The sequence below is a fragment of the Mesorhizobium sp. P2_B11 genome (assembly GCF_056404855.1).
This window is the reverse complement of record NZ_JBFUDF010000006.1, coordinates 21,946-48,203: the sequence shown is the minus strand read 5'-3', so window position 1 is coordinate 48,203 and position 26,258 is coordinate 21,946. Positions and strand designations below refer to the sequence as shown.

25 protein-coding genes and 1 tRNA gene are annotated in these 26,258 nt (G+C 58.9%); 13 read left to right on the top strand and 13 right to left on the bottom strand.

Annotation, left to right across the window (positions count from 1 at the left end):
• Positions 1-115: 115 nt before the first annotated feature.
• From AC1DYJ_RS19625 to AC1DYJ_RS19600, 6 genes are all read right to left on the bottom strand, one after another.
• Positions 116-523 carry a DUF930 domain-containing protein gene (locus AC1DYJ_RS19625; RefSeq protein ID WP_477284066.1) on the bottom strand — a complete coding sequence of 136 codons (408 nt, stop codon included), beginning with the start codon at positions 521-523 and terminating at the stop codon, positions 116-118.
• 145 nt (positions 524-668) lie between these two features.
• A complete protein-coding gene (locus tag AC1DYJ_RS19620) occupies positions 669-1,115 on the bottom strand; it encodes a hypothetical protein (protein ID WP_477284064.1) in 447 nt (148 codons plus the stop codon).
• 143 nt (positions 1,116-1,258) lie between these two features.
• Positions 1,259-1,477 (bottom strand): hypothetical protein, encoded by a 219-nt coding sequence (locus AC1DYJ_RS19615; RefSeq protein WP_477284062.1) that lies wholly within the window; start codon positions 1,475-1,477, stop codon positions 1,259-1,261.
• 348 nt (positions 1,478-1,825) lie between these two features.
• A tRNA-Ser gene (locus AC1DYJ_RS19610) sits at positions 1,826-1,915 on the bottom strand.
• Positions 1,916-1,988: 73 nt separating this feature from the next.
• On the bottom strand, positions 1,989-3,194 hold the full coding sequence (locus tag AC1DYJ_RS19605) for a tyrosine-type recombinase/integrase (RefSeq protein ID WP_477284060.1): 1,206 nt from the start codon (positions 3,192-3,194) through the stop codon (positions 1,989-1,991).
• The gene (locus tag AC1DYJ_RS19600; protein ID WP_477284058.1) at positions 3,191-3,679 is read right to left on the bottom strand and encodes a hypothetical protein; all 489 of its coding nucleotides are present in this window, start codon (positions 3,677-3,679) and stop codon (positions 3,191-3,193) included. The genes AC1DYJ_RS19605 and AC1DYJ_RS19600 overlap by 4 nt, the downstream gene beginning before the upstream one ends.
• Positions 3,680-3,799: 120 nt before the next feature.
• On the opposite strand from AC1DYJ_RS19600, the gene AC1DYJ_RS19595 reads away from it, so the two are divergent.
• The 4 genes from AC1DYJ_RS19595 to AC1DYJ_RS19580 all read left to right on the top strand — a co-directional run bounded on the left by AC1DYJ_RS19595 (position 3,800) and on the right by AC1DYJ_RS19580 (position 6,787).
• The gene (locus AC1DYJ_RS19595) at positions 3,800-4,012 is read left to right on the top strand and encodes a DNA-binding protein (RefSeq protein WP_477284056.1); all 213 of its coding nucleotides are present in this window, start codon (positions 3,800-3,802) and stop codon (positions 4,010-4,012) included.
• Positions 4,009-4,203, top strand: coding sequence for a hypothetical protein (locus tag AC1DYJ_RS19590; RefSeq protein WP_477284055.1), 195 nt, complete (start codon positions 4,009-4,011; stop codon positions 4,201-4,203). The genes AC1DYJ_RS19595 and AC1DYJ_RS19590 overlap by 4 nt, the downstream gene beginning before the upstream one ends.
• Before the next feature lie 216 nt (positions 4,204-4,419).
• Positions 4,420-5,406 (top strand): AAA family ATPase, encoded by a 987-nt coding sequence (locus AC1DYJ_RS19585; protein ID WP_477284053.1) that lies wholly within the window; start codon positions 4,420-4,422, stop codon positions 5,404-5,406.
• 892 nt (positions 5,407-6,298) lie between these two features.
• A complete protein-coding gene (locus AC1DYJ_RS19580) occupies positions 6,299-6,787 on the top strand; it encodes a terminase small subunit (protein ID WP_477284051.1) in 489 nt (162 codons plus the stop codon).
• A gap of 203 nt (positions 6,788-6,990) precedes the next feature.
• Here AC1DYJ_RS19580 and AC1DYJ_RS19575 read toward each other — a convergent pair whose 3' ends face one another.
• Positions 6,991-7,923, bottom strand: coding sequence for a hypothetical protein (locus AC1DYJ_RS19575; protein WP_477284049.1), 933 nt, complete (start codon positions 7,921-7,923; stop codon positions 6,991-6,993).
• Positions 7,904-8,593, bottom strand: coding sequence for a hypothetical protein (locus AC1DYJ_RS19570; RefSeq protein ID WP_477284047.1), 690 nt, complete (start codon positions 8,591-8,593; stop codon positions 7,904-7,906). Before AC1DYJ_RS19570 ends, AC1DYJ_RS19575 begins: the two co-directional genes overlap by 20 nt.
• A gap of 453 nt (positions 8,594-9,046) precedes the next feature.
• Between AC1DYJ_RS19570 and AC1DYJ_RS19565 the strand changes: the two genes are divergently transcribed.
• From AC1DYJ_RS19565 to AC1DYJ_RS19555, 3 genes are all read left to right on the top strand, one after another.
• Positions 9,047-12,550, top strand: a complete 3,504-nt coding sequence (locus tag AC1DYJ_RS19565; RefSeq protein ID WP_477284045.1) for a DEAD/DEAH box helicase — start codon at positions 9,047-9,049, stop codon at positions 12,548-12,550.
• Positions 12,547-14,340 (top strand): phospholipase D-like domain-containing protein, encoded by a 1,794-nt coding sequence (locus AC1DYJ_RS19560; RefSeq protein WP_477284043.1) that lies wholly within the window; start codon positions 12,547-12,549, stop codon positions 14,338-14,340. The genes AC1DYJ_RS19565 and AC1DYJ_RS19560 overlap by 4 nt, the downstream gene beginning before the upstream one ends.
• A 327-nt stretch (positions 14,341-14,667) precedes the next feature.
• Complete coding sequence (locus AC1DYJ_RS19555; protein WP_477284041.1) at positions 14,668-15,234, top strand: recombinase family protein; 567 nt, start codon at positions 14,668-14,670, stop codon at positions 15,232-15,234.
• Positions 15,235-15,278: 44 nt separating this feature from the next.
• Here the strand turns inward: AC1DYJ_RS19555 and AC1DYJ_RS19550 are convergent, their stop codons facing one another.
• Complete coding sequence (locus tag AC1DYJ_RS19550; protein WP_477284039.1) at positions 15,279-15,530, bottom strand: helix-turn-helix domain-containing protein; 252 nt, start codon at positions 15,528-15,530, stop codon at positions 15,279-15,281.
• 821 nt (positions 15,531-16,351) lie between these two features.
• Here AC1DYJ_RS19550 and AC1DYJ_RS19545 point away from each other — a divergent pair.
• Complete coding sequence (locus tag AC1DYJ_RS19545) at positions 16,352-16,804, top strand: hypothetical protein (protein WP_477284036.1); 453 nt, start codon at positions 16,352-16,354, stop codon at positions 16,802-16,804.
• Positions 16,805-17,227: 423 nt separating this feature from the next.
• The gene (locus tag AC1DYJ_RS19540) at positions 17,228-19,774 is read left to right on the top strand and encodes an excinuclease ABC subunit UvrA (protein ID WP_477284034.1); all 2,547 of its coding nucleotides are present in this window, start codon (positions 17,228-17,230) and stop codon (positions 19,772-19,774) included.
• A gap of 413 nt (positions 19,775-20,187) precedes the next feature.
• Here AC1DYJ_RS19540 and AC1DYJ_RS19535 read toward each other — a convergent pair whose 3' ends face one another.
• Positions 20,188-20,496, bottom strand: coding sequence for a putative quinol monooxygenase (locus AC1DYJ_RS19535; protein ID WP_477284032.1), 309 nt, complete (start codon positions 20,494-20,496; stop codon positions 20,188-20,190).
• A 410-nt stretch (positions 20,497-20,906) separates the two neighbouring features.
• On the opposite strand from AC1DYJ_RS19535, the gene AC1DYJ_RS19530 reads away from it, so the two are divergent.
• On the top strand, positions 20,907-21,068 hold the full coding sequence (locus AC1DYJ_RS19530) for a DUF4112 domain-containing protein (RefSeq protein ID WP_477284030.1): 162 nt from the start codon (positions 20,907-20,909) through the stop codon (positions 21,066-21,068).
• A gap of 159 nt (positions 21,069-21,227) precedes the next feature.
• Here the strand turns inward: AC1DYJ_RS19530 and AC1DYJ_RS19525 are convergent, their stop codons facing one another.
• The 3 genes from AC1DYJ_RS19525 to AC1DYJ_RS19515 all read right to left on the bottom strand — a co-directional run bounded on the left by AC1DYJ_RS19525 (position 21,228) and on the right by AC1DYJ_RS19515 (position 23,833).
• Positions 21,228-22,553 carry a phospholipase D-like domain-containing protein gene (locus AC1DYJ_RS19525; RefSeq protein WP_477284028.1) on the bottom strand — a complete coding sequence of 442 codons (1,326 nt, stop codon included), beginning with the start codon at positions 22,551-22,553 and terminating at the stop codon, positions 21,228-21,230.
• Positions 22,543-22,857, bottom strand: a complete 315-nt coding sequence (locus AC1DYJ_RS19520; RefSeq protein ID WP_477426206.1) for a plasmid stabilization protein — start codon at positions 22,855-22,857, stop codon at positions 22,543-22,545. The genes AC1DYJ_RS19525 and AC1DYJ_RS19520 overlap by 11 nt, the downstream gene beginning before the upstream one ends.
• A 217-nt stretch (positions 22,858-23,074) precedes the next feature.
• Complete coding sequence (locus AC1DYJ_RS19515) at positions 23,075-23,833, bottom strand: Crp/Fnr family transcriptional regulator (protein ID WP_477284024.1); 759 nt, start codon at positions 23,831-23,833, stop codon at positions 23,075-23,077.
• Positions 23,834-24,639: 806 nt separating this feature from the next.
• On the opposite strand from AC1DYJ_RS19515, the gene AC1DYJ_RS19510 reads away from it, so the two are divergent.
• The 3 genes from AC1DYJ_RS19510 to AC1DYJ_RS19500 all read left to right on the top strand — a co-directional run bounded on the left by AC1DYJ_RS19510 (position 24,640) and on the right by AC1DYJ_RS19500 (position 25,982).
• Positions 24,640-24,831, top strand: a complete 192-nt coding sequence (locus tag AC1DYJ_RS19510; protein ID WP_477284022.1) for a hypothetical protein — start codon at positions 24,640-24,642, stop codon at positions 24,829-24,831.
• 281 nt (positions 24,832-25,112) lie between these two features.
• Positions 25,113-25,343 carry a hypothetical protein gene (locus tag AC1DYJ_RS19505; protein WP_477284020.1) on the top strand — a complete coding sequence of 77 codons (231 nt, stop codon included), beginning with the start codon at positions 25,113-25,115 and terminating at the stop codon, positions 25,341-25,343.
• 231 nt (positions 25,344-25,574) lie between these two features.
• The gene (locus AC1DYJ_RS19500; RefSeq protein ID WP_477284018.1) at positions 25,575-25,982 is read left to right on the top strand and encodes a DUF427 domain-containing protein; all 408 of its coding nucleotides are present in this window, start codon (positions 25,575-25,577) and stop codon (positions 25,980-25,982) included.
• Positions 25,983-26,258 lie beyond the last annotated feature (276 nt).

Genomic DNA, 26,258 nt, shown 5'->3' with positions numbered 1-26,258 from the left:
CGACGGCCTAACGTGTATGGTTCCCGCGCGTCAAGAGAACGCTACGGGCAAGGCCAAAAAACCACGGGAATAGCGAAAGCTCGTTCTGCCAGAGAGAACTCTGGTTTCGGAAAATTCAGTCGTAGAGATTGTACTTCGCCCAGTCGGCTTCGGGGATCTCGTCACCGATGCGGTAACGGAACTGCAGGACCTCCATATGGTCCGGCGCCGTCTCGCATTTGAACTTCAGCCGGTACCATTGCCCCTTGCTGCGGAAGGCCGCACCCGGGCTGCGGATGGCATCGGCTTTCATTTCCGGCGTCGCGAAGGCATACGCGACGACGCGATCGGCCTTGTACTTGTGGTCGTCATGGCTGATGCGGTCGAGCACTTCGGCGTCGCATCGCTGTTCCAGCCGGGTCTGCGGATCGAGTTTCAACAGGCCGGCGCGCAAGGCGGCGTCCATTGCGAGGGCCGGCCAAGCCAGCGTCACCGACGCCAAGGCCGCAAGGAATAGTTTTTTCATGGGCGGGAGAACCAGCATATTTCGGGTGAAAAATCAACCGGAGTGCCGATCCGGTGCCACCCAGCCAGGCTGGCGATTGAAGCCGGAAACGGCGCACAACGGTGCCACGTCGAAGACGTAATCTTCCGGATGGAGCCACGAGAACCAGGACAAAACGATCGCGTTACGGCCCTCGCGCGGACAGCCAGACAGACAGCAGTCCGGTGAGCGAGCCGATGATCCCGATGATCACACCAGCCCACGTAATGGCGGCTTCACGCCGGTCACTGCGCTCCAGCCGGATCGCTTTTCGAACTTGCGAATAACCGATCGTCGTCAGGTGCCACGTGTGTAGCTGGTGCGACCGTTCCCAAATGGAGCTGGCCTCGCTCGGGTATTCATAAGGAACGTCAAGGCTATCCGCGTCGCGCAGGAGCCTCCGCGTTTTGATCGCCTCGATCGCGTCAATGTGTAACGACGTTTCCCGGTGACGAGCGTTTTCAGCATTCTCGCGGTCGTTGACCGTTTTGGCCTTTGCCAATTCGACATCGTAGGCGCGATCGATGCGCCTGATAGCGCGCCGGCTTCTGGCAATTTCTACAGCCTCTTCAATCCGGAGTGGCATCCACATGGTTTGCCTCCTTGGAAGTTGTCAGCGTGAACTTTCTCGACCAGCGCCGCTCGAACCGAGATAGCCGATCGCATTGTTCACTGAAATGGAAAAGCCCAGCGCGGTGGCTGGGCTGTCCAAAGGACTCCGAACCGGAATAGTTTTCAGTTAACGTTCGGCGGCGTGTAGCTCTCCCACCGCGATAGATGGGTCTCGATGTCGAAGCGGGACGCCTCGAAGTTGGTGCCGTTGTTGGCCTTGTTTTTGCCGTCGATCAGCCGGTACAACTCGTCGTTCTTGACATCGTCGACAGGGTGGGTCGATCGCCTCACCCGCAGCCATAGCGATCGTGCTCGATCGCAAACGTCCTTGACCCGGCTCATTTCTTCCTCCCGTCAGTCTCCATGCTGCTCGAGGTTTTTCATCGCTCACGCGGTTCCGGTCGGGCCTGCCCAGGCTCGGTCGGTGCGCAAACCTGCGCCTGATCTGCGATCCCGTCAATGTCATCGCATCCAGATCGCGTTGCCCGAGACCCGTTGTGCGGCTCACCGTCCCGGGATCTTCGGCAGGTGGGACGGGGGGCGAATGTAGGGCCTCCGATCTGCAAAGGCCGTTCGCCGCAGCCCCCTTATGAAACGAGATGCTTCCGCACGAAGTGCAGTTAGAAATGCAGCCGCCGGCGGCTGGGGTCAAAAAACCATATGTAAAAACAATGCCTTAGCCATATCAGCTGGCGGAGGGAGTGGGATTCGAACCCACGGTGGGCTTGCACCCACGCCGGTTTTCAAGACCGGTGCCTTAAACCGCTCGGCCATCCCTCCAACTAGTTGTCTTTATTGCGCTTTTCCGTTTCTGCCCACTGGCCGAAATGGCCGGTTGCAACGCAGTTTGCAACTATTTGGCTTTCCGTTCGCTGCTTATAGCGGCCTGCAACGCGGCGTCAACTTGCTCGGCGGCGTCGGCCTGCATTCCCGGCATCACATGGCTGTAAAGGTCGAGCGTGATACCGATCGTCGAGTGTCCCAAGCGTTCGCTGGCAACCTTCGGATGAACTCCGGCTGAAAGCATTTGCGATGCATGGGTGTGCCGCAAGTCGTGAAATCGGATGCGGGGCAGGGAAGTCTTACCGAGGACGCGGACCCACTCATGGGTCAGCGACCTAGGCTGGATCGGTGACCCGTCCATTTGAGCGACCACGAAGCTGTCAGCGTCGGGGCGGATACCAACGCGAAGCTGCTCCTCTGCCTGACGCGCACGATGTGCTTTCAACTCCGCGACAGTGCTGGCCGAAATGGCAACGGTCCGCGCGCGGCCGCTCTTCGGTTCCTTGTACCGAACGCCATCGTCGGTCTGCTCGGCACTCTCCTCAATCGACAATTGCCGGCGGTTGTCACCAACCTCGACGTGACGCCAGCGGAGGGCAAGGATCTCGCCGCGGCGCAGGCCGCATGTGACCGCCAGCAATGTCGGTAAAAACATACGTGTCGCCCGCAAAGTCTCGAGCAGGGTCGCCGTCTGGCTCACGTCATAGGCAAGCATCTTCTTGCGCTCGACTTTCGGCGGCGTCGTTTTGGCGGCAGGGTTGCGGGAAAGCCGGTCCCATGTCACCGCTTGGCCTAGGGCATTGATCAGGACGCGGCGGTAGTGGTGAATGGTCCGGGGCGCCAGCGGCGGGAGCGGCTTCGTCTCTGCCCCGTCCTTGCGTTTGCGGTGATCGGCCCGGGGCTCGGTTAGTGCCTTCGTGAAATCTTTATCGATACGATCGGTCTTCAACTTCGCAAGGATCACGCTGCCGAACAGCGGGGCCAAGCCCTTGCGGCATATCTCGGCATAGCGCTCCCAGGTTTTCGGCGCGACAGAAGGTTTTACGAAAGTCAGCCATTCGTCGAGGAACTCGGCAACGGTCTGCTTGGTGGGCTCGGCATAGGTGCCGGCGTCGAGCTCAGCGATTAGCCGCGCGCATTCCCTCTGCGCCTCGCGTTTTGTTCCGGTGAAGCTGTGCCATTTGCGCTTCTTCTTGCCGGTCTTGGGGTCGATCTCGCCAACATCCAACACGATGGCGAAATGGCCTGCGCTGCGTTCGCGGATGTGGCCTCTCATTTGTCGTTCTCCCAGCCCTCTATCGCTTGAGTCACAGCCGACAGAGCATCGTGGGCACTTTTCATGGCTGCCTCGAAGCTGGCGTGTTTTCGCAACTGCCGCGTCGGCGCTGTTACTGCGCCGATCTTCGTTGCCAGCGCTGTTTGAGCCTCGAGCACATCAACGATTAGCCTAGCGTTATTTGCCAACGCGTCGCGCAATACATTACCTTCTGTGACTTCGTTCGAGGACTGATCGAGGCTCTTGATCATATCTTTGAACGTGTGCCCGTCGATGATCATCCTTGTGATCGCGACGGCATCCTTTTCTAGGCCGTCGGCCAACGCATCGAAAGACAGGCCGATCTGAACAAGGCGACGGATCGCGTCCGACCTCGTCGCGACCCGTACCGAATGCTGCCACTCGTCAATCTCCTCCAGTTCCTTGGGCGAGATGAGCATATGGAGGCGCTCGGTTTTCTCTCGACCCTTGTACCCTTTTGGCATCGACAATCCCCAACTGTGCGGAACTGCGGAATATGCACATATTCCTGTTGCAGGCAATCGCAAAGCAGCGTAAATCGTATATACGCATATTCCGCATCTCCGATGGAAAGGCATCTTTCGATGACACTCGATGAAGCATTGTCCCGGCCAACGTTGTCGGTCCCTGAAGCCGGCGCGGTTTTTTATGATCTCTGCAGGAACGCAGCGTACAACGCAGCGAAGCGAGGCGATTTCGAAACCATCCGGATGGGCGGCAAAATCGTGGTGCCGGTCGCGCCGATCGCCGCCAAGCTTGGGCTGAAGATGAATGTCAACGCCAGGGCGGCCGCATGACCGAGCCCGCCGCGCAAGATCAACAACACGCGGATGCGATCGACCAAGCCGTTCAGTGGCTGATCGACACCCCCCGTCACCAACGCCAGCGCGCCGCGGTGCCGCTCCTGAAAGCCCATTTTGGTCTATCGACTGACGATGCCGTTTCGGCCGTTCGAGAATTCAATCTGCGGATGGCGCGCGCCGCCTAAAATCCCCCAAACACAAGGGACGTCAACCAGGGACAGCGATCGATCGAGCAGAAGTTAGACAAGTCAATTGACATCCATCACCGCCGCCCTGGATGAACCCGACGCCCCACCCTTGGTATCGACATCATAGCCTTTGGGCGTGTTCCGGAGACCTCGGGGCCTACCAGTGGGACGGTTCCGATCTTAGCGAGTCGCATGATGAAATAAGGAACCAAAGTGTCCGAGCGATTTGTTTTCTACCGTCTCAACGACCTGCCGCGACCTCCGATGCGGCGCGAGGTCGTGACCGGGTTTGCCGCCGAGGGTGAGGTGATCGCTCTCGTTGGTCCTCCGGGTGCAGGGAAGTCCGCGCTAGGCGTTCTCTTGGCCTCCTGCGTAGCAAGCGGCGCAACGTTCCTTGGTCGGCAGGTGAAGAGGGGATCGGTAGTCTATGTTGCCGCCGAACGCCGGATGGAATCTGAGCGCCGGCTCTTGGCTAGCGGCAGCATCGACCAGCCAATCTATATTTCCGGCGCCCGACCCGCGTTAGCCAACCCGGACGACGTGGCCGAGTTCATCTCCTCCGTTCAAGCGATCGATGCCGAACTCCCTGTTCGCCTAATCATCTTCGACACGGCCGCGAAGTGCTTCTACGGGTTGGACGAAAACTCGGCTCGCGACATCGGCCTGGCCACTGAAGGACTGGCGCGGATTAACGAGGCATTCCCGTCTGCGTTCCTCAGTCTGCTCCATCATACCGACAAAGCCGGCCGCGGCATGCGCGGATCTAGCGCGCTCCTCGGTGCGGTTGATCTCGAGGTGACGATCAAAGGTGGCGGTGCCGGTCCGCGCCTCGAGGTTACCAAGGCAAATGCCGTGCCGGAAGGGCAGTCGCTTCCATTCAGGATCGTTCCTATCAGGGCCGCCAATGGGCAGGAGGTCATCTCCGCAAGAGCTTCTGAGGTTGAGGCAACTGCAGCGAATGACAGCACGAGGGGCGGCAAGCTGTCCCGCGATGCTCGTACCCTACTCCGCTGCCTTGAGGGTATGAGCGGTGCAGGCGATGTCGAGACCTGGCGCACCGCCGTCTATGCGGCTTTCGGAGACCGGACGGGCGCCGCGAAACGCGTGGCCTTCAACAAATCCAAAAGTCGACTGATCGAAGAATGCCTCATCGACATCGATGGAAACACCGTAAGCGTAAGCGAGCGTAAGCATGCGTAAACGTAAGCTGGGCAATAGCGTAAGCGGAGGGCGTAAGCGCATCCACCCCTTTTGGGGGTGGTGCTTACGCTTCCTTACGCGCCGAACGATCCTTGGTATCAGGGGCCTATGAGCGCTAACGCTTACGCATGTTGCGCTGATGGCGCGTTAGCCACAGCGAGCCGCTCAGCGGGTCGCATGGGGTCTGGGGGATCATCCCCCAGTGGGGTGCAGGGGCGAAGCCCTGCATCAAGCATTGAACTCATCAAGCAATGGTCCCCCTGGGCTTCCGCAGCGTGTCATGAAACACTCCGGCACAACATTGGCGATCATTGCCTTGGCTGGGGCTAAAGTGGGATCGGTCTACCAGCTCTTCTGCGATCACTTCTGCCGAAATGAAGGGCTCTTCGATCTCTGCCATAGTACGCAGCAGACTGCAGAAGGCTCCGCAGATCGTATTCATTTCCTGAAAGCTAAGAGCCACCGGCCTCTTTCGGCATCTGTGACATTCCTTTGATGTCGCCGAGGGAGTTCGGCTTCTAACTCTTTCCCACTCAATCACCGGGGTAAGTGTCGAAGCCAATCAGCAACAATTGCCGCGCGGTGACTTCACCATCCTATTCATGGGCCGCGGCTCTCAGCATGCCCGTTCAGAATTTATGGGGCAGAATATGTGTACGTGGGTTTGGTTTGGAGATCCAGGGCCCATGAGCAACCAGGAAAGTAAGGTCAGATCCATCAAGCTTCGCATCTCGCAAAAGGGTGAACGCACTTTGAAGGCCGCTGCGCACCGTCGTAGATGCTCGTTACCCACGGTCCTGGGCGTTGTGATGAAGTACTTGATTGAGCGGGAGGAGGTCGCGCGAGACGGCCTTCCAAACAGCGAAGTGGTTGCTTTGTGTGAGGCCACGCAATGAGCGCTCCACTTAAAAATCCGCGTCACGAAGCATTCGTGCGAGCCTACGTCGAAGGCCTGCCCGCCTATAAGGCGTACCTCGAAGCGGGCTACAAATGTACCGTCCGGGCAGCTGCTGTGGAGTCCTCAAAACTCCTGACAAAGCCTGACATCCAGAAACGGCGGCGGCATCTGCTCGAAGGTCTCGCGGAAAGTCTCATGGTCAGCAAGGCATCACTTTGCGCAGAGCTCGAACAAGCCCGTGCCTTGGCACATGAGCATGGCCAGTCGGCGGCGGCGACGGCCGCCAGCATAGCCAAAGCGCGTCTGCTCGGGATCGAAGCTCCGAAGGAACTCGACGTCAATCTCACTGCGACGGTCAACCAGATGACAGGCTCCGAGCTTCATTTCGAGATCGCGGCCATGATCAATGAGATAAGGGCAGCGAAGGGGATGCGCGCCCTAAAAGCGCGAGAGAGCGAAGATGACAACGACACGAAGAACTGATGAAGAAGTGTATCAGCGCCGATAAGCGGGTAAAGATACCGGGCTCATCCACAGCTCTCGAATCCCGGCGCGTCAGGCAATCTTTGGCCAAGGCGTCCTGCCGCGGCTGCTTTGCGCCTCATACCGGTCATCCGCCGGCAGACCTTGTCCGTCGGAAGTGACATCGCTGGCGCAACTAGAGCTTTGGCCGCGCATAGCGGCAATCAATCATTGCCATAGTCCGGCGCGTCATATGAATGCACATCGATGTCGAAATATTCTGTTGGGTCGCTTTCTGACGTTCCGATCACCTGATCCGCTAACCCTACAACCGCAAGCTCGGCCGTACCGGTCAGGGCTAAATCACAGACAGCACACTCGAATTTTCTCGGCGAGTAGATGCTGTCGACATAGATCAGATTGTCGCTGATCTCGGCGGGCCTGTCGGTTACATGCTTGAGAGTAAGGAGCCCCTCGCTGTCGCACACTGGGCATAGTGTTGACTTCAATGAGGTTCCATCTCGAAGGTATCGCCAGGCTCGCTCGGGCTTGGTTTCAGCGCGGCGTGCCTCCAGCTCTCCAGCTTCTTGCAAAGCTTCCAGTTTCTTGCGGCATATGGCGAGCTGCTTCTGGGTCTCTCCCTCAATGCGCTTCCTTTCGCCGGCTGCACTTTCCTCGGCATCCTTTGCGTGCTCTTTGCCGAGGAGTTCGGATAAATCACGAGCAAGGAAATCGGTCAGTATCTTGCATACCCGGTAGAAGTCAGGAAGCCATTGGCCGGTCTTATAGTCGGCGTACGGGAAGGCGCCGGAATGCAGGTGCCGATTTCGGGCATCAATGATGAGCTTGCATGCGGCCTCATCCTCGTCTGTGAAGCGGTCCACCAATAGGGTCAGTCGGCTGAAGATCGTTTTTGCTACTATTGTCGTTGGGCGCGCCGTGGGCACTCCGAAGGCATAGAGGATATTCTTGCCTCCTTCGGACTGTGGGTCGGCAATCAGTACCGGATGTATCTTAGCAAGCGCAGCCTTCCCAAGCACCTCCAGCGTAAAGGCTGCGTTCAAGGGGAACGATGCACCGTTCGGATTCGCCTTGAATGTTTCTTCCGCCAGGGCAATCGCTTTCGCCCACAGTGCATCAGTTGTCCATTCCTGCATGATGCCAACCCTCCAGCCGGAGGAGCCGGCGATATTTGTCGTCTCCTCCTTGTCTATCACCCCTTGAATGCGTGCAGTTCCAGTTGTCGACAAGAACAGCACTGCGCGGCTCCCACTTATGAACTGTCTCCAGCTTGTGGAAAACCTCTCGCATTTTTTCGGCGGCGAAATGTGCGATGCCATTGTGGGGTGTCAGGAACTCAATATCCCAGCGGCGGATAGTGTGGCCGCCAATCGCCGTAGTCCCGCCTACAACGAATGATCCTGCCTTTGTCTTCAGATTCCACAGCGTTCTGGCGTGTAGTTCCAACACCTTCTTAGGCAGGTCGACAAAGCGTGTGATGGCGGTCGGCCTGCCGTACGCCTCGTCCGTATCGTTAATCAGCGCGATCAGGCGAGGCGGGTAGGGCTGGAAGGCAAAATCCGTGTGGTGCGGGAACTCGCCTGCGCCGTACTTCGCCGAAAGCGTGTTCGGCCTGGCTTCCTCCTCAGACTTTATCGACAAACTAGATGTGGTGACACTTCCGATCCTCTGCTTCAGGGCCCGTTCGAGAAGTGGCCGCGATCCGTCGGGAAATGAGATTACGGAAAAGCCATCCTTCAGCGCACACTCGACGGCCTCACGAAATCTGTCTCGCATAGCCTTTCCCCCTAAGTCATCTTTTGTCACGGCGTTCGATCCCGCTTCAGCGGGATCGAAGTCGTTACAGTCATATTTCGTCGCCACCCGCTGTAAAAGAAATGCGTTCCAATATTTCGCAGCTTTCCACTCGTCACGGCCGATCTACCACGACCTCGTTCGCGCTCTTGCTAGGCGTGCGGCGACAGGGACACGGGCGGCGGACCTGCCGCCTACCCCAACCGGGCCTCCAACGGCGTCGGAAGCATAACTCCAGGGCGGTAGATTGATCGAAATACTACCTCGCAGGGTTCGATCGAACACTTCCTACGTTGCAAGAAAGTCGTGAACATATGGACTCGCTAACTCGACTTGCTTTGAACTTGTAGAATAGGGTGTCCGAGGGAATGAGGGGGCGCCTTGGCGATTCAAATCGTGGAGCGAACGAAGCGACGGCGAAGCAAGGCGTCATTGGACGATCGATTCCAATTCGTAGGAGATGCCGTGGCAGCGGGGGACCGTGCTGCGCTCCGATCTGCTATTTTTGAGGTTGAAGACCGGGCATCCGGAGGAGAATTTCTGCTGAAGCTGTGGCGCAAGTCGAATGCACCGGTCGATGATCACCTCCGGCAACTGTGGTTGCACGAGATGCGCCAGGTCCAACGTATCATGGCCTATGCAGGCGCACGGGATGTCATTGTCGATGTCCTTGAATTCGTTGAGGACGACGAGCATTTCGGGGTGCTCCTGGAGAGGGCAGGACATCCGCTGAGTGAACGCATCCGGCGTGTTTCCAGCCAGCACTGGCTCCGCAACCTTGGTGCAACGAGAGCGCGGGTACTCTTCTGGAGGAACATCAAGCGTGTCGTCGCGGCGCTCGGCATCATCCATGCGCAAGGACTCGTGCATGGTCGGCTCACCTCGGACGTCATAATGACTGAAGGGTCCGATGAGCCGGATTTTCAGGTAGGCGGCTTCGAGTGGAGCCTCCGGGTCAGCGGGGACGCGGTCGGTCAGGTGCCGGCATCGGCAATGCCGCGGAAGAGTGCCGAAACGGCGCAACACTATTCGTTCGCGGAGGACTGGTGTGCTTTGGGCTTCCAGGCCGTAAACTGCCTCGAGGCCGAGGTCCTGCCTTCCGGCAATGTCGCACCCCGCGCGGGAGCGCCGTCATCGATCGTGCTTCAGCCACCGGAGCAGATCTTTCTGAAGCGGCTGGTCGCGCCTGGGCGCATGGACCAGCTCGACGCAGATTCGCTCGGCCGCGCCTTAGACGACGTCATCACCAATATCGGTGTCGTCGCAGCTGCCCACTCAGGCAGTTTCATCTTGATGTTCGATCTTCAATCGAAGCTCGGCGATGCCGTCTACCGCGCGAGTGAAGGCGCGATTGCGACCGACGAATTTCGCAGACAGTTGGACTGGGTGCGGGCCGATCTGGATGGCGGGGCAACGCTCTTGGTGCCGCGCGAATTCGATCCGGCGAATGGCCGGCTGAAGCTTGTGACGGACAGCATGACCTATCGCCTAAGACCGTCGCGCGGGGAGGGAAGCGCGGCCGTATGGGACATTGCGATCTGCCAGGACGTTGAGCCTCGCGCTGCATCGTTCAGCGTTGGTGACACGGTTGAACATGCGATCGGTCAGGAGATTCTGGTAGCCACCGGCATACGGAACGCCCAAGACACGCGGGCACGACTTGGGCCGGACGTGCTCGACTGGAGTGCCTTTGCGGCTTCCCAACAAAGTCGATCTCCCGCCACGGGCGATACGGATACAGTGAAGAGAGCACTTCTGCTTATCCAGATCATCGAAGCGGTTGCAAAAGCGCTTGAAGTTTATCCGGTTGAGGTGCTCGACACGGGACGGCAGGACGGTCGGAGATACGTTGTCTTGCGTGCCGAGCCGAACAATGATCGCGATCGTCTCGCCAAACGCATTGGAATGGTCGAATCGGCCAACGCCCTTGTCCGGCTTTTCGAGGAAGAGCACCAGGAAGCCGAAGCGAAATGGCGATTGAGCCAAGCCGCGAGCCTTGGGGCGACGCGCGCTGCCGATGTCGTCGCGAGCTTCATCGATCTCGTCGACCATCGAGGTCGCCGCGGTTACCGGTTCGAAATCGACGAGGAGTTGCCGGGGGGGCGACCCCTCTTCCTGCGTACGGAACGTGACGCCGGGACCGAACAGGTCATCGCCCGCCGGCTCCGCAACATCAAGGCGATTGATACGCGCGTCGATCTCGCTGCAATGCTTGTCGATCCCTGGCAGGTCCGGCGCTCGAGCCGGGAAACGCTGAGTAGCGACGATCGGCGCGATGCGGCGTTCGTCGATCTCGACAAGCCCAAGCAGGAAGCTCTGGTCGGACTCTGGTCGACATTGCCGTCATTCTTCGTCGTCGGCCCACCCGGTGTCGGTAAGACGAAGCTCGCCACGGAAGTGGTCCGCCGGCGGTTCAAAGACGATCCGTCGACACGTATGCTGGTGTCGGCGCAGGGGCACGATGCACTCGACAACCTTCAGACGAAGATTAAGGAAACATTCGCCAAGGCCGGAATGAACGATGTTCTTCTGGTGCGCTCCACAACGCCGGAGGAGCGGCCCACGAGTGAAGAGGAAATCCACCGTACCGGAGCGGATTTCATCGGAAGGCTTGCGAGCAGCGCGCTGGCAAAGGACGCACCCCCGCAGATCAAGTCCCGCATAGTTGCATTAAACGATGCCGCAGAGCGGTTGAACGTCACCAGAGACGGTGTCGATCGGGAGCTTCGAGCCGGCCTCGGTGCCATTTCCCACCTCGTGCTCGACGCCGCGAACATCGTCATCTCGACCGCCAATTCGTCGGATGTCGAACGACTGGTCGAGGCCCGAGAACAGTTCGATTGGGTCATTATCGAAGAAGCGGCGAAGGCATTGGGACCGGAGTTGCTCGGTCCGCTGATGCTTTCGGGCCGGCGGTTGATGATTGGCGATCACAATCAGCTTCCGCCTCAGGATGCAGAGCGGCTCGCAAAGATACTGGGAGACCATGGTCTGGTGAGCGAGGCCCTAGCGCTTGCCGAGCAGATGATCGGCCCGCTCTTGAAGGACGATGAGCTGGACGACCTTGATTTTGACGAGGCGAGGAGCTTGGTCGACACATGCGATATGGCTTTACGCCTGCTCGAGCCATTCCGCACCTTTGTCGAGGAAGACGAACGGCGAAACCGAGTCCAGGCCGGGCACAGGCCGATCGCAGCAACGCTGACGGAACAGCGCAGAATGGACCCCGCGATCGCCGAGGTTGTGTCGAAGGCGTTCTATAAAGGCACGCTCCGGACCGAAGAGCGGCGGGCGCGCGCTGCTGTGGAGGAAACGCCGCCATTCGTTCATTTGGGCGGCGTGCCCGTGTCGCCGATTGTCGTCGTCGATTTTCCGCACGTAAGTTCGACCGGCAGATCCGACGCGCTGGAGAGATCGCGCCCGCGTTGGCACAATCCGTCTGAGGTTGCCGCGGTGATCGATGTGCTGCGCCAAGTCAGAGCGCGGGAGGGATCCGAACAGCCAAGCCTCGCAATACTGACACCCTACAAGGTTCAAGCCAAGAAGCTTCATGAACGCCTCAACGCGCTTCGCCGACAGGAGCTGAAGCACCTCGACGACTTCAGGGCCATCCGCAGCAATGGGGATTTCATCGGCACGGTGGACTCGTTTCAGGGCGGGGAAGCCGACCTCGTGATCCTGTCCCTCGTCAGGAATAATGCCATGGCGGGCGGCCGCGCCCTTGGCTTCCTTCGAGATTCGCGACGGATGAACGTCGCGCTCAGTCGCGCGAAGTCGCAGCTGATCCTAGTCGGCAGCCTGGATTTCCTTCGTGAAACCGTACGGGGGGTAAATCCTGACAACGAGACACACGACCTCTCGTTTCTCACCGAGGTCGTTGCCGCAATCAGCGCGCTTCGCGACACGAAGCGTAATGGCCTGCCTCTGGCCAGTTTCCTGAAACCCGATGCGCTGAGACAGCGCGGATGAGCGTCGTCATTGCCATCCCCGTGTTCCGCATCTCCTGCAAGGTCGGTCTCGATCGGGGGCGGGCGTGGAGTGTGGTCGACGAGCTCTTGCTCTGGGCGGTGTGGAAGCAACCCAAGTCGATCGCAGCATTGGCCGCTGGCGCAAACCTCCCGCACCAGCTTGTGGTTGCGTCAATTGCGCGGCTGATGCGCTTCCGGCTTGTAGAAGTGGTGCTGACCGACGAGGGCGTGACCTTCAAAGCGAGCGCCTTTGGGTTTGAGGCCGTCAACAGCGTCAATCCGTTGCCGTTCTTTCCGACACGGGTTTCGCGCCGGGTCAGCTTCGTCATCGAATGGGCTACGGGGGACTTTTTTCCGACCCGCCAAATCCGTCTCGTAACGCAGGCCAAACTTGAGGAGTTGCGCAGTATCGGGACCGAGGTGCGGGTCATTTCGGTGGACGGCGGTGGCCCGTCGATGTCACACGAGGCCAATCTCAATCGTCTGTCCGATATCGCCACACGCGGCCTGGACGAGCAGGTCGCATTGGTCGATGGGCGGACGGCCACGATGCGAGACGACGAATTTTTGCTTCTTCGGGTAATCGACGGGTCAGCGCAGGGCGTCCCGCAACATGCAGGGACGGCGCTGCGGGCTCTGGTGGATGAGGCCGCCCACCTGCCGGCCGGGACGACCGATTTCCAGGTCACCTATGCGGGCCCGAGGGAAACCGGGGACAATGAACCGGTTGTCCATGATTGCCGCTTTGACCCCGCCGACATCATAATCGGCGGATCAGAGCAGCGGGATTGCCTCGAGCAGCTGTTGGGCCGGGCACATCGACGAGTCATCATCCATTCGACGTTCCTGGATGCTGCTCGCTTCTCACAGTTGAAGCCGCTTATCCAGGTCGCCTGCGCTCGCGGGGTCAATTTTGATCTGCTTTGGGGTGCGGAGAAGGACGAAGAAACGGCGGCAAGAAACGGAGCCGCGGCGGCGTCGATCGCCCAAATCGTGAGGGACGATCGCGACATGAGAGGACGGTTTCGCATTCACATGCGCACGACCGGCTCTCACGCCAAGGTAATCCTGATCGACACCCTTAACGATGGCTGGGTTGCCGGTATTGGATCGTGCAATTGGCTCTCCTCGCCCTTTCAGTCAGTCGAGCTTTCGGTCCTTCTGCGCGACCAGCATCTCGTGGCCGATGTCGCGTCAGCCCTTCAGCGTCTGACCGGACGTCGTGGTCTGGCGGATTCAATCGCAACCGAGATGGCGATCACCGCCCGCGAAATGCGGCGTTCGCCGAACGTAGGCGGCAACGCCCGGGTGTCGATTGTCATCGGCGATGCTCATGACGGGATCCTGCGCACAGCCAGCGGCACGGCCGAGCACACGTTCGTCATCGGAAGCAATCGGCTTGGATCCACCGCCAGACCAGGCGCGCTGCTGCAGGGGGAGGTCGCGGCCCACCGGGACGGATTGCGGTCGATCGTTTTGTATACTCAGCCCTCCGGCCCCCTCAAGAACAGGCATGCCCAGGCGCTGGAGGAGGAAGCACGAGCTGACGGCGTGGTTCTAGTTAAGACGAAAAAGATTCCGCTGCATGGGAAATTCGCGCTGTGGGACGATGACGATCTCGTCGTCACCAGCTTGAACTGGGCGTCCGCGTCGGCCGACCCTGATTTTCCCTGGGGAGAGATCGGGGTCCATGTCAACGCGCCCCGCATCGCGTCACATTCGCTTTCACGACTTGAAGCCATATTTCCCATGCTGAAGGATTCGCATGCCAGTCCTCCGATCGAGAGCTGACAGTGACGAATAGCTTCAATATTCACCGGCAACGGCTGCTTCCCGCCGATGCACTTAAAGCTGACGGTCTGGTTTCGGCCCCAAAGGGTTATGGCTGCACAGCCTCAAATGCCGTCGTTCAGTGCAATCCTACGATGATCCTGAAACCCGCCGTCTTATCGGTACGGCGTCGTAGGGGACACCCTGCGCCATCCTCACGCTGTCCACATGGGCAGGGTCCACCGGACGTCCCTGCAGCAAGCCCAAGCCCCGTCCAATAAGGCTCCTATTGACTTTTGGACACGACTGACTCAAAAGCTTAGAGGCTATTGGACATTGGAGAGTGGGATGCAGGTCGGCTACGCGCGAACTTCAACAGAAGAGCAGGTCGCGGGACTGGAGGCCCAGATACGTGACCTCAATGCCGCCGGGTGCGAGGAGGTCTTTTCGGAGCAGGTCTCAGCCCTGGGGGATCGGCAGGAACTCGATCGCACGCTCAAATTCCTGCGCAAGGGTGATACGCTGGTGGTCACCAAGATCGATCGCTTGGCGCGCAATACCCGGACCCTTGGTGATATTGTCGATGGCCTGCATGGACGTGGTGTAGGTCTGAAGGTCCTACAGTTCGGCAAGGAGACGCTGGACACGACCGGAGCGTACGGTCGGCTGATGCTGAACATGTTCGCCGCTTTCGCGGAGTTCGAGCGGGGCCTGATGAAAGAGCGACAGAAAGAAGGCATCGCGAAGGCGAAGGCAGACAAGAAATACAAGGGGCGGAAGCCGACGGCGCGAGCAAAGGCCGGTGAAGCAGTCGTCTTGTACCAGCAACAGAAGTCCGTGTCAGAGATCGCCGTGTCCCTCGGCATCGGTCGGGGGTCAGTCTACCGCGCGCTTATGGCTGCTGGCCTCAGGTAGCCCACGGTCTGTGTGTCGCCGACACTTCCGAGGCCTAGTAACTCCTAATCCACAAGCGGGTCGACGGCCTCGATCTGTTGCAAGACTTCATGTGGATCGAACCCTACCACCTTCGCCAGATCTAGAAACTCAACAAGATCCACACGACGATCGGCGTTTTCTATGTTGGCAATGAAAGGTTGATGTCGATCGAGAGCTTTGGCGACAGCTGCCTGCGTCAATCCTGCCTGCTTTCGCTTCTCGGTCAGCAGCTCAGCAAGTCGCCGATGGCGTTCCGAATGCAGGGTCTTGGCCATCCGCTCGTCGAGTAAATTTCGTTTCGACGTTGCGGTAATCCGAATTTCATATTATCCAAAAAGTGGATTTTCTTCCTGCCGGGTTCATCGCTTCACCAGGAGGACCGAGCAAATGATTATCGAACGATCAGCCGTAATTCTCGGGGCTGCAATCATCTTGGCAGTTGGGCTTCATCTCTACTTCTCGCCTTACCAGCAGTGCGTGCGCGAGGTCTCGGCCGGTGATCGCCTCGAACATGACGTCAGCTTGTCCGGCCCTGCCGAAATCTGTTTGGCGCAGCAGGGTAGGCGATGATCGACTAACCGCCGATTTCTTCCAAGAGTGATTACGAAATGGGATCGTTATGAAAGCTCTGATCATTGCTCCCGCCACCGCAATTCTCGCCGCAATCATCCCCGGGCCAGCATTGGCGGGGTGCGCCAATTACACGGACGGCTCGCTCGATATATCACCACCCGAGGCAACAATCTGCTTCCGGCGAGTCTGTGAAAAAACCACCGTCGAGTTTGATTGCGCCAATATTCATGGGTCTCAGAAGGGTTATGCTAACGGGTGGCGGGTGTACGTTGACGCCGATCACAARCCCGCGGTCGTTCATGTGTTCCGGCCCGTCCTCATCCCAAAACCCGACCTGGGCAAAATTACCTGTGAGGGAGACTGCTTCACACTTCCGCAATGATCCGTGCTCGTCGTGATGTATTTCTGGACCAGTGTCCCTGAGTTGCGGCTTCGCTCGCGCAAGTGTTCAATCGAACAATAGCGGCGATCCTAGATTTAAAGATGAGGGGCTCGGGCCTCGAACCGCGCGAAAGGTGTACGGATGCCCCGCCTGACTCCGCAGCAAAGGATTGCACTGGCTCGGACGCTTGAGGTTCGCGCTGCGACCGGGGAAGGACTAACCTCGGAGAAAAGAATAGAGCTTCGCCGCGCGGCGAAGAATCTGATCGCGTTGAACGCTATCGAGGAGCGCAAGAACCAGTCGAAGTCGTCGGCTGAAGGACTCGCGCGCATATTCGATCAAGCTGCAGAGCGCCGCTGGTCGGAAGACCTGCGCAAGGAGATTGGGTATCGCCACATGAAACACCTGGCAGACGTGTTCGAGGGATGGGCGTTCGACAGCCGCATGACGCCTGAATGGACAGCCAAGCTTTCGGGATGGGCGGGGTCAATGCGCACCTTGGCGGAGGAAGTCGGCGCAACCTGGGATCCGCCAAGACCAGCGGGTACACTCTCCCTCGTCGGATTTATTGGTCGTAACCTGATGGACGATTAAAGCACCGGTTAAAATGTTTGCTTTGGGCCCGGCCCAGTGCTGGAAGAGGGTCCGTGGCTGCTTTGCGCCTCATTTCAGTCGTTCAGTCTGCGGGCTGCCTCCCCCAGAAGCTGACTTTCGCTCGGTTAGCTACGAGCGCGTGACGGACTTCTGACACGGCTACTACTTTGTAGCCGATTGAGAGCAGGTGCCAGCCTAGCCTTCGCTCGCGATCTCCAAGGCGTCTAGCGTCGAGAACGCCGAAGACAATTCCGACGCGGGCGCGCTACCGTTCACGGAAGCTGAAATCGCCTGGATTGACGCGGTGTTCCGATCGGCAACGGACCGTGCAGCCTTGCAATGTGGTAGGCCTGCGACGCCTAACGCATAAATCCGATGTCAACGGACCGTCATTCGTGTATGTCTGGGATAGAGGAGGTTTGCATGCGAGACATCAAGACCTCCGGGTTCGTCCGCGTTCGCGGCGCGCGCGAGCACAATCTCAAGAACGTCGATGTCGACGTACCACGCGATGCGTTTGTCGTGTTCACCGGCGTGTCGGGATCGGGAAAATCGTCGCTCGCGTTCTCCACCCTCTACGCAGAGGCACAGCGCCGCTATCTGGAATCGGTCTCGCCTTATGCGCGCCGCCTGTTCCACCAGATGGAAGTTCCCGAGGTCGACGAGATAGAGGGCCTGCCTCCGGCGGTGGCACTGCAGCAGCAGCGCGGATCTCCAACCACCCGCTCATCGGTGGGCAGCGTCACCACCCTCTCCAACCTTCTGCGAATGCTTTACTCGCGCGCCGGCGACTATCCGCAGGGCCAAGCCCACCTCGACGCCGAATCCTTCTCGCCCAACACTCCCGAGGGCGCCTGCCCACGTTGCCACGGCCTTGGCCGGATCCACGAGGTCACCGAGGCGTCGATGGTTCCCGATCCTTCCAGGACGATCCGCGAGCGCGCGGTCGCAGCCTGGCCAACGGCTTGGGGCGGCCAGAATCTGCGCGACATCCTGATCAGCCTAGGCATCGACGTCGACACGCCGTGGCGGAACTTGCCGAAGAAGGTGCGCAACTGGATCCTTTTCACCGAGGAGCAGCCCCAGGTTCCGGTCTATCCCGGGTGGAGCCATGAAGAGATTCAGCGCGCGATCCGGCGCAAGGTCGAGCCGGCTTATATGGGCACCTTCTCGAGCGCGAAGCGCCATGTCACTCACAGCTATGCGACGACCCAGAGCGCGATGATGAAGAAGCGCGCCGCGCAATTCATGATCAGCCGTGCCTGCCCGATCTGCGATGGCAAGAGGCTACGCCTGGAAGCCTTATCGGTCCGCTTTAAAGGCCTCGACATCGCCGAAATGAGCCGCCTGCCTTTGGCGCGGTTCTCGAAAATCTTCGGGTCTTACGCCAAGGCGACAGCCGGTAAGCTCGGGGCGCTGCGCAAGACCCATCCGGAGAAGGCCTTGGTGGTCGAGCGCATCGCCGGCGATCTGTGCCGCCGGCTGTCAGTGCTGCTCGACCTCGGTCTCGGCTATTTGACGCTGGAACGCAGCACCCCGACCCTGTCGCCGGGCGAGTTGCAACGGCTGCGGCTTGCCACCCAGGTCGTCTCGAACCTGTTTGGGGTCGTCTATGTGATGGACGAGCCGTCTGCCGGGCTCCATCCCGCCGACACCGAGGCCTTGCTCCGCGCGCTCGACGGCCTAAAGGCCGTCGGCAATTCGCTATTCGTCGTCGAGCATGAAATGGACGTCGTCCGTCGTGCCGACTGGATCGTCGATGTTGGCCCTGGCGCTGGCGAGCATGGCGGCGAAATCCTCTACAGCGGTCCGATCGAAGGTCTGCGCGAGATCGCCGTTTCGGAAACACGGCGCCATCTGTTCGACGAAGACGGCAAAATTCCGCGCCGCGTGCGTGAGCCAGCCGGTTGGTTGCGACTGGAGGGGATTTCACGCAACAATTTAAAGGAGGTCGATTGCGCGATCCCGCTCGGCGTGATGACCACGGTTACCGGAATCTCGGGCTCGGGGAAATCAAGCTTGGTCAGCCAGGCGCTTGTCGAACTAGTTGCTGGTGCGCTCGGCGCGCCGGTCGCGGCCGACGACAGGCCGGATGTCGAGGCGGTGCTCGATGACCGCCCGGCCAGCGTCACCGAGGGCCGGATCGTAGGCGGCCTCGAAGGGATTAGGCGGCTGATCGAGGTCGACCAGAAGCCGATCGGCCGCACCCCTCGTTCCAACCTCGCCACTTATACCGGCCTGTTCGACCATGTCCGGACGTTGTTTGCGGCGACTCCCGAAGCCAGGAAACGCCGGTACGATTCCGGCCGCTTCTCCTTCAATGTCGCCAAAGGCCGCTGTCCGCGGTGCGAGGGGGAAGGCTTCGTCATGGTCGAATTGCTCTTTCTGCCCAGCGTCTACGCCCCTTGTCCCACGTGCCACGGCACCCGCTACAATCCTAAGACGCTTGAGATTCTGTATCGCGGCAAGACTATCGCGGAGGTGCTCGCGCTCACCGTCGAGGGTGCCTGGGAATTCTTCGACGACGCGCCCAACGTGCGCCGGTCGCTCAAGGTGCTTCGCGAGGTCGGACTCAATTATCTCCGCCTCGGACAGCCCGCGACAGAGTTTTCGGGCGGCGAGGCGCAAAGGGTCAAGCTCGCCACCGAGTTACAACGCGCCCAGCGCGGCGGCGCGCTCTATGTGCTCGACGAGCCGACTACCGGCCTTCACCCGACCGATGTCGAACGTTTGCTTGTCCAGCTCCACGCCCTGGTCGACGCCGGCAACAGCGTCGTCCTCGTCGATCACGATATGAAGGTGGCGGCGGGGAGCGATTGGGTGATCGATATCGGCCCCGGCGCCGGCGACGAGGGCGGGGAGATCGTCGCCAGCGGGACGCCGGCAAAAGTCTCCGCCTGCAAAGCCAGCCGCACCGCACCCTATCTCGATCGGGCGCTAGGCGGGGCGGCGGGCCTTACGGCCAAGTGATACTCGGCGCCGAAGCGGCTGCGCCTACAGACGTGGCATCGAAGGGCGCGTAGCGCCCCATCCACCAGGAAGATATGGCGATGGTAGGCGGCAGAGCCTCGTCTTATGCTGCGCGGAGGCTGATTGAAGTCAACACGGTGTGCTGGAGCAAGCTTAAAATAGCCGCGAACAGATGTCTCCCGCTGACAAGCGTGGGTACTAGCCCTTGAACCCAATCAGGATGGGATTCGTAGTTTGGCTACAGTCATGACCGAAAACGATGCCGCAAGCGATACCGATATTTTCCCATCTGGGGGGCATCAGACATATTGGTCCCCGCGTTGATTGGCGGGATCAAAGTCAATGGGCCGTCTCGCACGGCGCGGGCTCATGACTGGGGTGGCGCAGTCGCGTGAGCTAGGGACGCCAGAACCTTACCTCGCGGATTTGTTCGCGATGATACCCAATTTATGAATTTCCGGTGTCTTGGCAAACATGTCGCCTGCCTTGATCTTCTCCATCAACCCTGCGGCGACCTTTCCGTTGAGATGCGCGTCGCGTCCCGCCTCGTCGTCGAAGGTATCGAATATTGCAAAAGAGGAAGGTCCTTCCTGAATCGCATACCAAGTGATCGTTCCGGGTTCGGCCTCCACCAGAGGAACCGCCGACCGCAAGAAGTCCGCGACCTCATTCTCCTTGCCGGGCTTGGCTTCAAGCGGAACGTACAGCGCGAACTTTGTCATTCTGCTCTCCATGTTGTGATCATCGCCAGTTCTGTTGGGCTGACCCTACGCTTAACGTACGGGCCTGTCGCGCCTTAACTCGCAACCGAACGATTAAGGTACAGAAAGGGAACAATGGTTGAGCGTCGTTGCGTTGGTCAGGTATGGTTAGCGAGTCAATCCCCAATGAGTAGGGATTAGAGATCATTCTGAAGCCAAAGCAGCGATGGCGGCTTTGCGCCTCAACTCGGACGTTCCGGAAACTTAGCCTTAGCCGGGAAGCGGACGTCCAAGCCCCTACAGAGGCCGTCAGCGCATTATCTGGAGGCCAGTCGTAATTGGGATCAAGGCAAGAGCGGCTAGTCACGGTTCGGCAATATCGAGTTACGAGCCCGAAATTACGGTGCTGGAAATGGCTTGGTCGCCCGCATGTGAGGCAACGTGGTGTTGATACGGTGGTAGGAAGCGTTCCTATTCTCGGCTCGATCTTCGCCGTTTGTTTTACAGCCAACAACCGCAACATCAGACTCCTTCGCCGCCACCTCCAGAGGTACAGGCTGCAGCCTAAATGCTGTGGCACGCAACTGCCGTGATACGAAGTGGCCCCTGCGTGACGATGCAAAACTCGCTCGGGCTGATTGAAAAGATTGCCTACCGACTGGGGGTCACCGTAAGGTCAGGGCACCGGTGTACTCGCTGAGCGCTTTCCATTGAGGCAGATGCTAGACGCACACGCGCGAGCAGTCGCCCCGTCAAAGCTGCGACCTTAGCCAGCTGGCAAACCAGTCCGTGATCTTTTCGCGCAATGGTCGCGCTTGCCATTCTTCCAGGCTGATTTGCCTGGATCGTTGCAGATCTTGGTTGAACAAATCGATTTGCGTCTTAGCAAACTCTCTGCCGTAAACATTCAGCGTGGCTTCGTCGTTCAGACGTAGGGAACGCTCGTCCAAATTGGCTGAACCAAAGCTCGCCCAGACGTCGTCAACGATCAAGAGCTTGGGATGGTACATTGTTGGCTGAAACTCGAAGATCCGAACGCCAGCTTTGAGCAATGCGCCCCAGAAGTAGCGCGAACTCTTTCGGGTTAGCGGCACGTCGGTCAGCGAATTGGGCACGATGACATCAACCGATACACCACGTCTCCTGGCGTCCAGGATCTGCTGGAGGGCGATGTCGTCCGGCACAAAGTACGCCATCCCGATACGCAAGTGGTTCTTGGCAGCAGCTATCGCTGCCAACATCATCAGTTCCATGTCCTCCCAGCCATTCGGCTGCGAAGACAGGATCAACTGGGCGTCGAGCACTCCTGCTGGTTCGGGTGGAGGATAGAACGTCTTACCCTGCAAGGTCTCGCCGGTTGTCTCCAACCAATTTTCGGCGAACGCCGCCTGGAAACCTGACACCGCCGGTCCTTCAATTCGGTAGTGCGTGTCGCGCCACTCATCCCGGTTGCGCGCGTTCCCTCTCCAGTTGTCGGCGATGCCGACGCCACCGGTGAATGCGATCCGTCCGTCCACGATCAACAGCTTGCGGTGGGTACGGTTGTTTACGCGGTCAAGCGTATACCAGTGGACGGGCCGATAACGCTCGAACGTCACGCCGGCACTTGTCATGATTTTGATCAGGTCCTCATCGAACGGAAGACTGCCGACCCAGTCGACCAGGACGCGGACCTCAACGCCCTCTTTGGCTTTAACCGCAAGCGATGTCGCAAACTCATGGCCGACGGCACCCGACCAGTAGATGTAGGTTTCCATATCGACGGTCGAATGAGCCGCTTGGATCGCTTGCAACATCGATGGGAAAATCTCGTCCCCGTTGACCAGGGTTTGGACGGCATTCGAATGGAACATGTGCCCTTGCGAGAAACTGCTCATGGTCCTGGCGAATTGAGGGTCCGACGCGTCAAAACGATGAGGCACGATTGATCTCAAAACACGCGGCTCTGGGGTCAAATTTATGATCAGCAGCGTGAGCAAAGTGGCGATGAGAGCAACGGCCACATAAACGAGCCACTTGCGCCACCTCGTTGACGAGTCGGAATTGCTTGGTTGCTCAACTTTGCCCTCAGCGGGCATGCTCGGCATTCCGCTTGCGGGTTGTGGCAGCTTTCGTTGCCGATTTCGAACGGCTTGCGGCCGAGCGTGCGGCCGATGCCTTACCTCCCTTCTCGCCGCCCTTGTGCGCTGCCGGGTGGCCGGTGTGCTTTCCGCGCCCAGAGCCACCCTCCTTCTTGCCGCCGCCGTCATCCTTGTTGACGGTAGCCCATGCGCGCCGCTCAGCCTCCTTTTCCGATATGCCGCGCTTCTCGTATCCCTCGGCGATGTGGTCGGCCTTGCGCTCCTGTTTGTCGGTGTATTTGGATTTTTCGCCTCGTGGCATGGTCTCCACTCCTTTGATTTAGTTCACAAATGATGTGGTTCAAAAGAGGTTCCGCCGTCGTGGAAATCAAAAATGCTGACGGCGCGAGGCCCACAAATTGTTGGGGAACTCGCAAGGCTTCAAGCATGGAACCGGAGAACCAATGGAGGGTCGCCAGCTAGGGCTTCTTCGCAGCAACGCTATTCACATCTGGGGATTTCTGAGGGATGGAGGACTGCTAATTGCCAACGGCTGGCGTTAAATCCAAAAAGAGAGGATGATCTCGCAGGTTTAGGTACCCGGGATCGAAGTCTGCCATCTCGCTTAAGCCGTCCCAGTTCAGAATGGCGAGCCGCCCTTCTTTGTGTTCTAAAAGGCGGTCAGAGCGCAGCTTCTTCAATATCCGATTTACGTGGACCACGGTCGCCCCGATAGTCTCGCCGATCTGAACTTGAGTTAGTGGTAAGGGGTAAGAATTGTCCTTTACCAACCCCATGACCTGCATGCGCACGTAAAGCTCACAGGCGAGGTGGGCTAACCTGCCCACCGCCTCATGCCCCCCCAATACCTTGACCCACGCGCGCGCGACCGCTGCGTCTACTAAACTTTCCCGCCAAAATAGATTTGACAGGCGGGGTGATTTACGCAGAACCTCGAGAAGGTCACGGTGTGCAATCATGGCAACCTTGCTCTTACCGATCGACGCGAGTGTGTGATCCATGGTTCTTAGATGCAGGCCCTGGAGATCAGGTATATCGCCGGGGACATGGATTGAGAGCGTTTGCAGGTTGCCGTTGCTCAAAATACTATACCGTCGCAGGAGCCCCTCAACCACCAGGCAACAATGGCTTGGTTCATTCCCTTCAAGCGCAACCTGCTCACCGGGCATCAACTGCTTACCTACAAGTGGCATAGCTTCGACGCACTCGCGCTCATCTGGGGTAAGCCGACCTAGGCATTCAAGCTTTCGGAGGAGCGGCGTTTTCAAATCGGACATCGCTGACCTTAGCACTTTGTCATGATCAAACAACGGACTTTGCGGCTCCCGTTGCCTGATTCGACGTACGGGAAAGGCCCGCCGAGTTGGCGCTCTCCGACGGAGCAGAAATGATGCGTAAAAAAACAGTCGAAGCCCGTTGAACCCTTGATCGAAGCGAATAGGAATCACTATTTCGCTAGCTGGGAGTTGTGGGCGTCGGCGCTTGAAAGCTCACGCTCAGTCTTGGGAGCGACACTCATGGATCAGGACCGTGAAGACGTACGTGTTTCAGCCTTCCATCTCGACATCGTACGTGAGGCTTTCAGAAAGTCGGTAACGTGAGACAAACCTGGCTGAAGAACATTGGGTTGACACGCCAAGCGGCTCTTGCAGGAGATAACGGGCGGCGAGCCCGACGAAACCATTATCCGCCGCATTATCGGGCTTTAAGCATTTCTTACGAGGGGCGTCTCACGCTTTAATTTCATCATTTCGCGAAATCCGCGGGCATGCCGCCTCGAGCGTGAATTCGTGCGTGCTCCTCCTCATCGATCACACGAAATCAACGTCCCTGAAGAGCTCGAGGCGCTCGCTGCCCCGTGACTTTCTCTATCGCTGATATCGGATCCTCGGCGTCCGTGGCATGTGACGAGACAAGCTCGTCTCCATGCCACCCCTTCCACTATGCAGGGGTTACGCTAAGAATCGGACAGCTGCGCCGCAATAACTAATGTCTCGGGGAGCCCAACTTATGATATTGAAAGCCGCTGCCAGCCAATCTTATAAAGTTCAACGTTACCATTGCTTTTTATAGGGAGGCTGTGATGGATAACGTAGTTCCAATTCGCAAGCCCTTGGCTCGCATCGAAGTGGGAGAAGCCTGCGGAGAGTGGTTTGTCCGCGTGTTTGAGGAAGACGAGGAAATGACCCGATCATTCGAATTGGAGTCATTCGCTCTAGCCTTTGCCGAGGGCCAGCGAATACATCTTGGGCTTGACCGCATCATCCGGATTTGACCGGCCCGCGGTTGTCCGCACACCTTTCGAACGCGATGACGGATGACCCCGTTGCTATCAGCGATCTGGCCGACCAGGCGATGAAGGCTGCGGACAAGGAAGGCATTCGCATGAGCGAAATAGCCCAGCGTGTTCGAGGTCATCGCGGAAGCGATGGAGCGCGAAGGCGCGTCGCGGGTTGACTTGTTCTGTCTCCGTTCCCACGTCCGCCGTTCCGGTGCCATCATGGGGCGGTCGCTGAAATGTGTGAACGCGTTTTCGTTAAATCGACAATCCCTCACATGGTCCGGCGGTTCGAATTTGCGCATGCCGGCGACATCGAGGGGCTGGGCAATGGCTTTCCGATCTGGAACGGTGCGCCGAGCCTGATCTATCCGATCGTCATCCGCGAAGAGCATTCCATCAGCATGGCAGGTTTTGTCTCGGCCAAATGGGGATTGGTGCCCGGCTGGGCGCGGGACGGCGGCGGCATCGCAGTGTGCCGGAGATCACACGCGGGTTTGCGCTCGTAATACCATCGTTCTGGTTGCTTGAGTATGGCTTCGGCTTTTGCGATCCCAAGGATGGCCTCCGGCCGCCAGTCAGACGGCAGGATCGACGTCGAAGACCGGTGGCGATCAGCCCGCCGCGAAGCCCGTCGATAATGCACATCCTCGGAACCTGATGCATCGCCGCGCATTTCGTCTGCACCACGATGGACGGAAAACCGTCGAGCACTCCATCGGTACCCAGGGAGAACTCACATGCAAACGTCACGCCTACCTCCAGGACACCCGCTTGGATTCGTCATTGAACCGTTTGCCGGCACAGTGACGGTCCGATTTTCCGACGCTATCGTCGCGTCGACGGAGCGTGCGAAAATTGTGCGGGAGGACGGGCACGGGCCTGTCTACTATATCCCTTTTGAGGACATCTACTTCGATCTTTTCGAGAAGACCAACACTGTCAGCAAATCCCCGATCAAGGGTACCGCAAGCTATTGGCGCGTCCACGCGGTCGGCAGTTCATCCGATGACTTCATGTGGGCCTACGAAACTCCCGATTCGGCTGCCCAAGCCGTTGCAGGCCACGGGACTTTTGATCCGGAAAAGGCCCGTATCGATGCAGAACCTTTCGAGGACAAGCGGCACACGCCGCACATTGTTAAATAGTCATTTCTGCTCGAGGCAGCACACACGCGAAAGAGCACTTCCTACCGGTCGGCTAAATCCCTTTCCGCTGTCATGGACAGGAATGCAATTCACGCGCCAACTGCTTTGCTCATTGAGCAAGGTCGCCGCTTAACCCGCACCCCGAACTAGCCGCAGTGCAGGCATTTTTCTGGGGTGGGTCTCTTGAACCAACCTTATGATGGGTGGTCTTGGCCAAGGCAGCTCAATCCAGTCGGAAACTGACCGAAATGGCCGAAAGCGGTTTGAAGGCCGCGG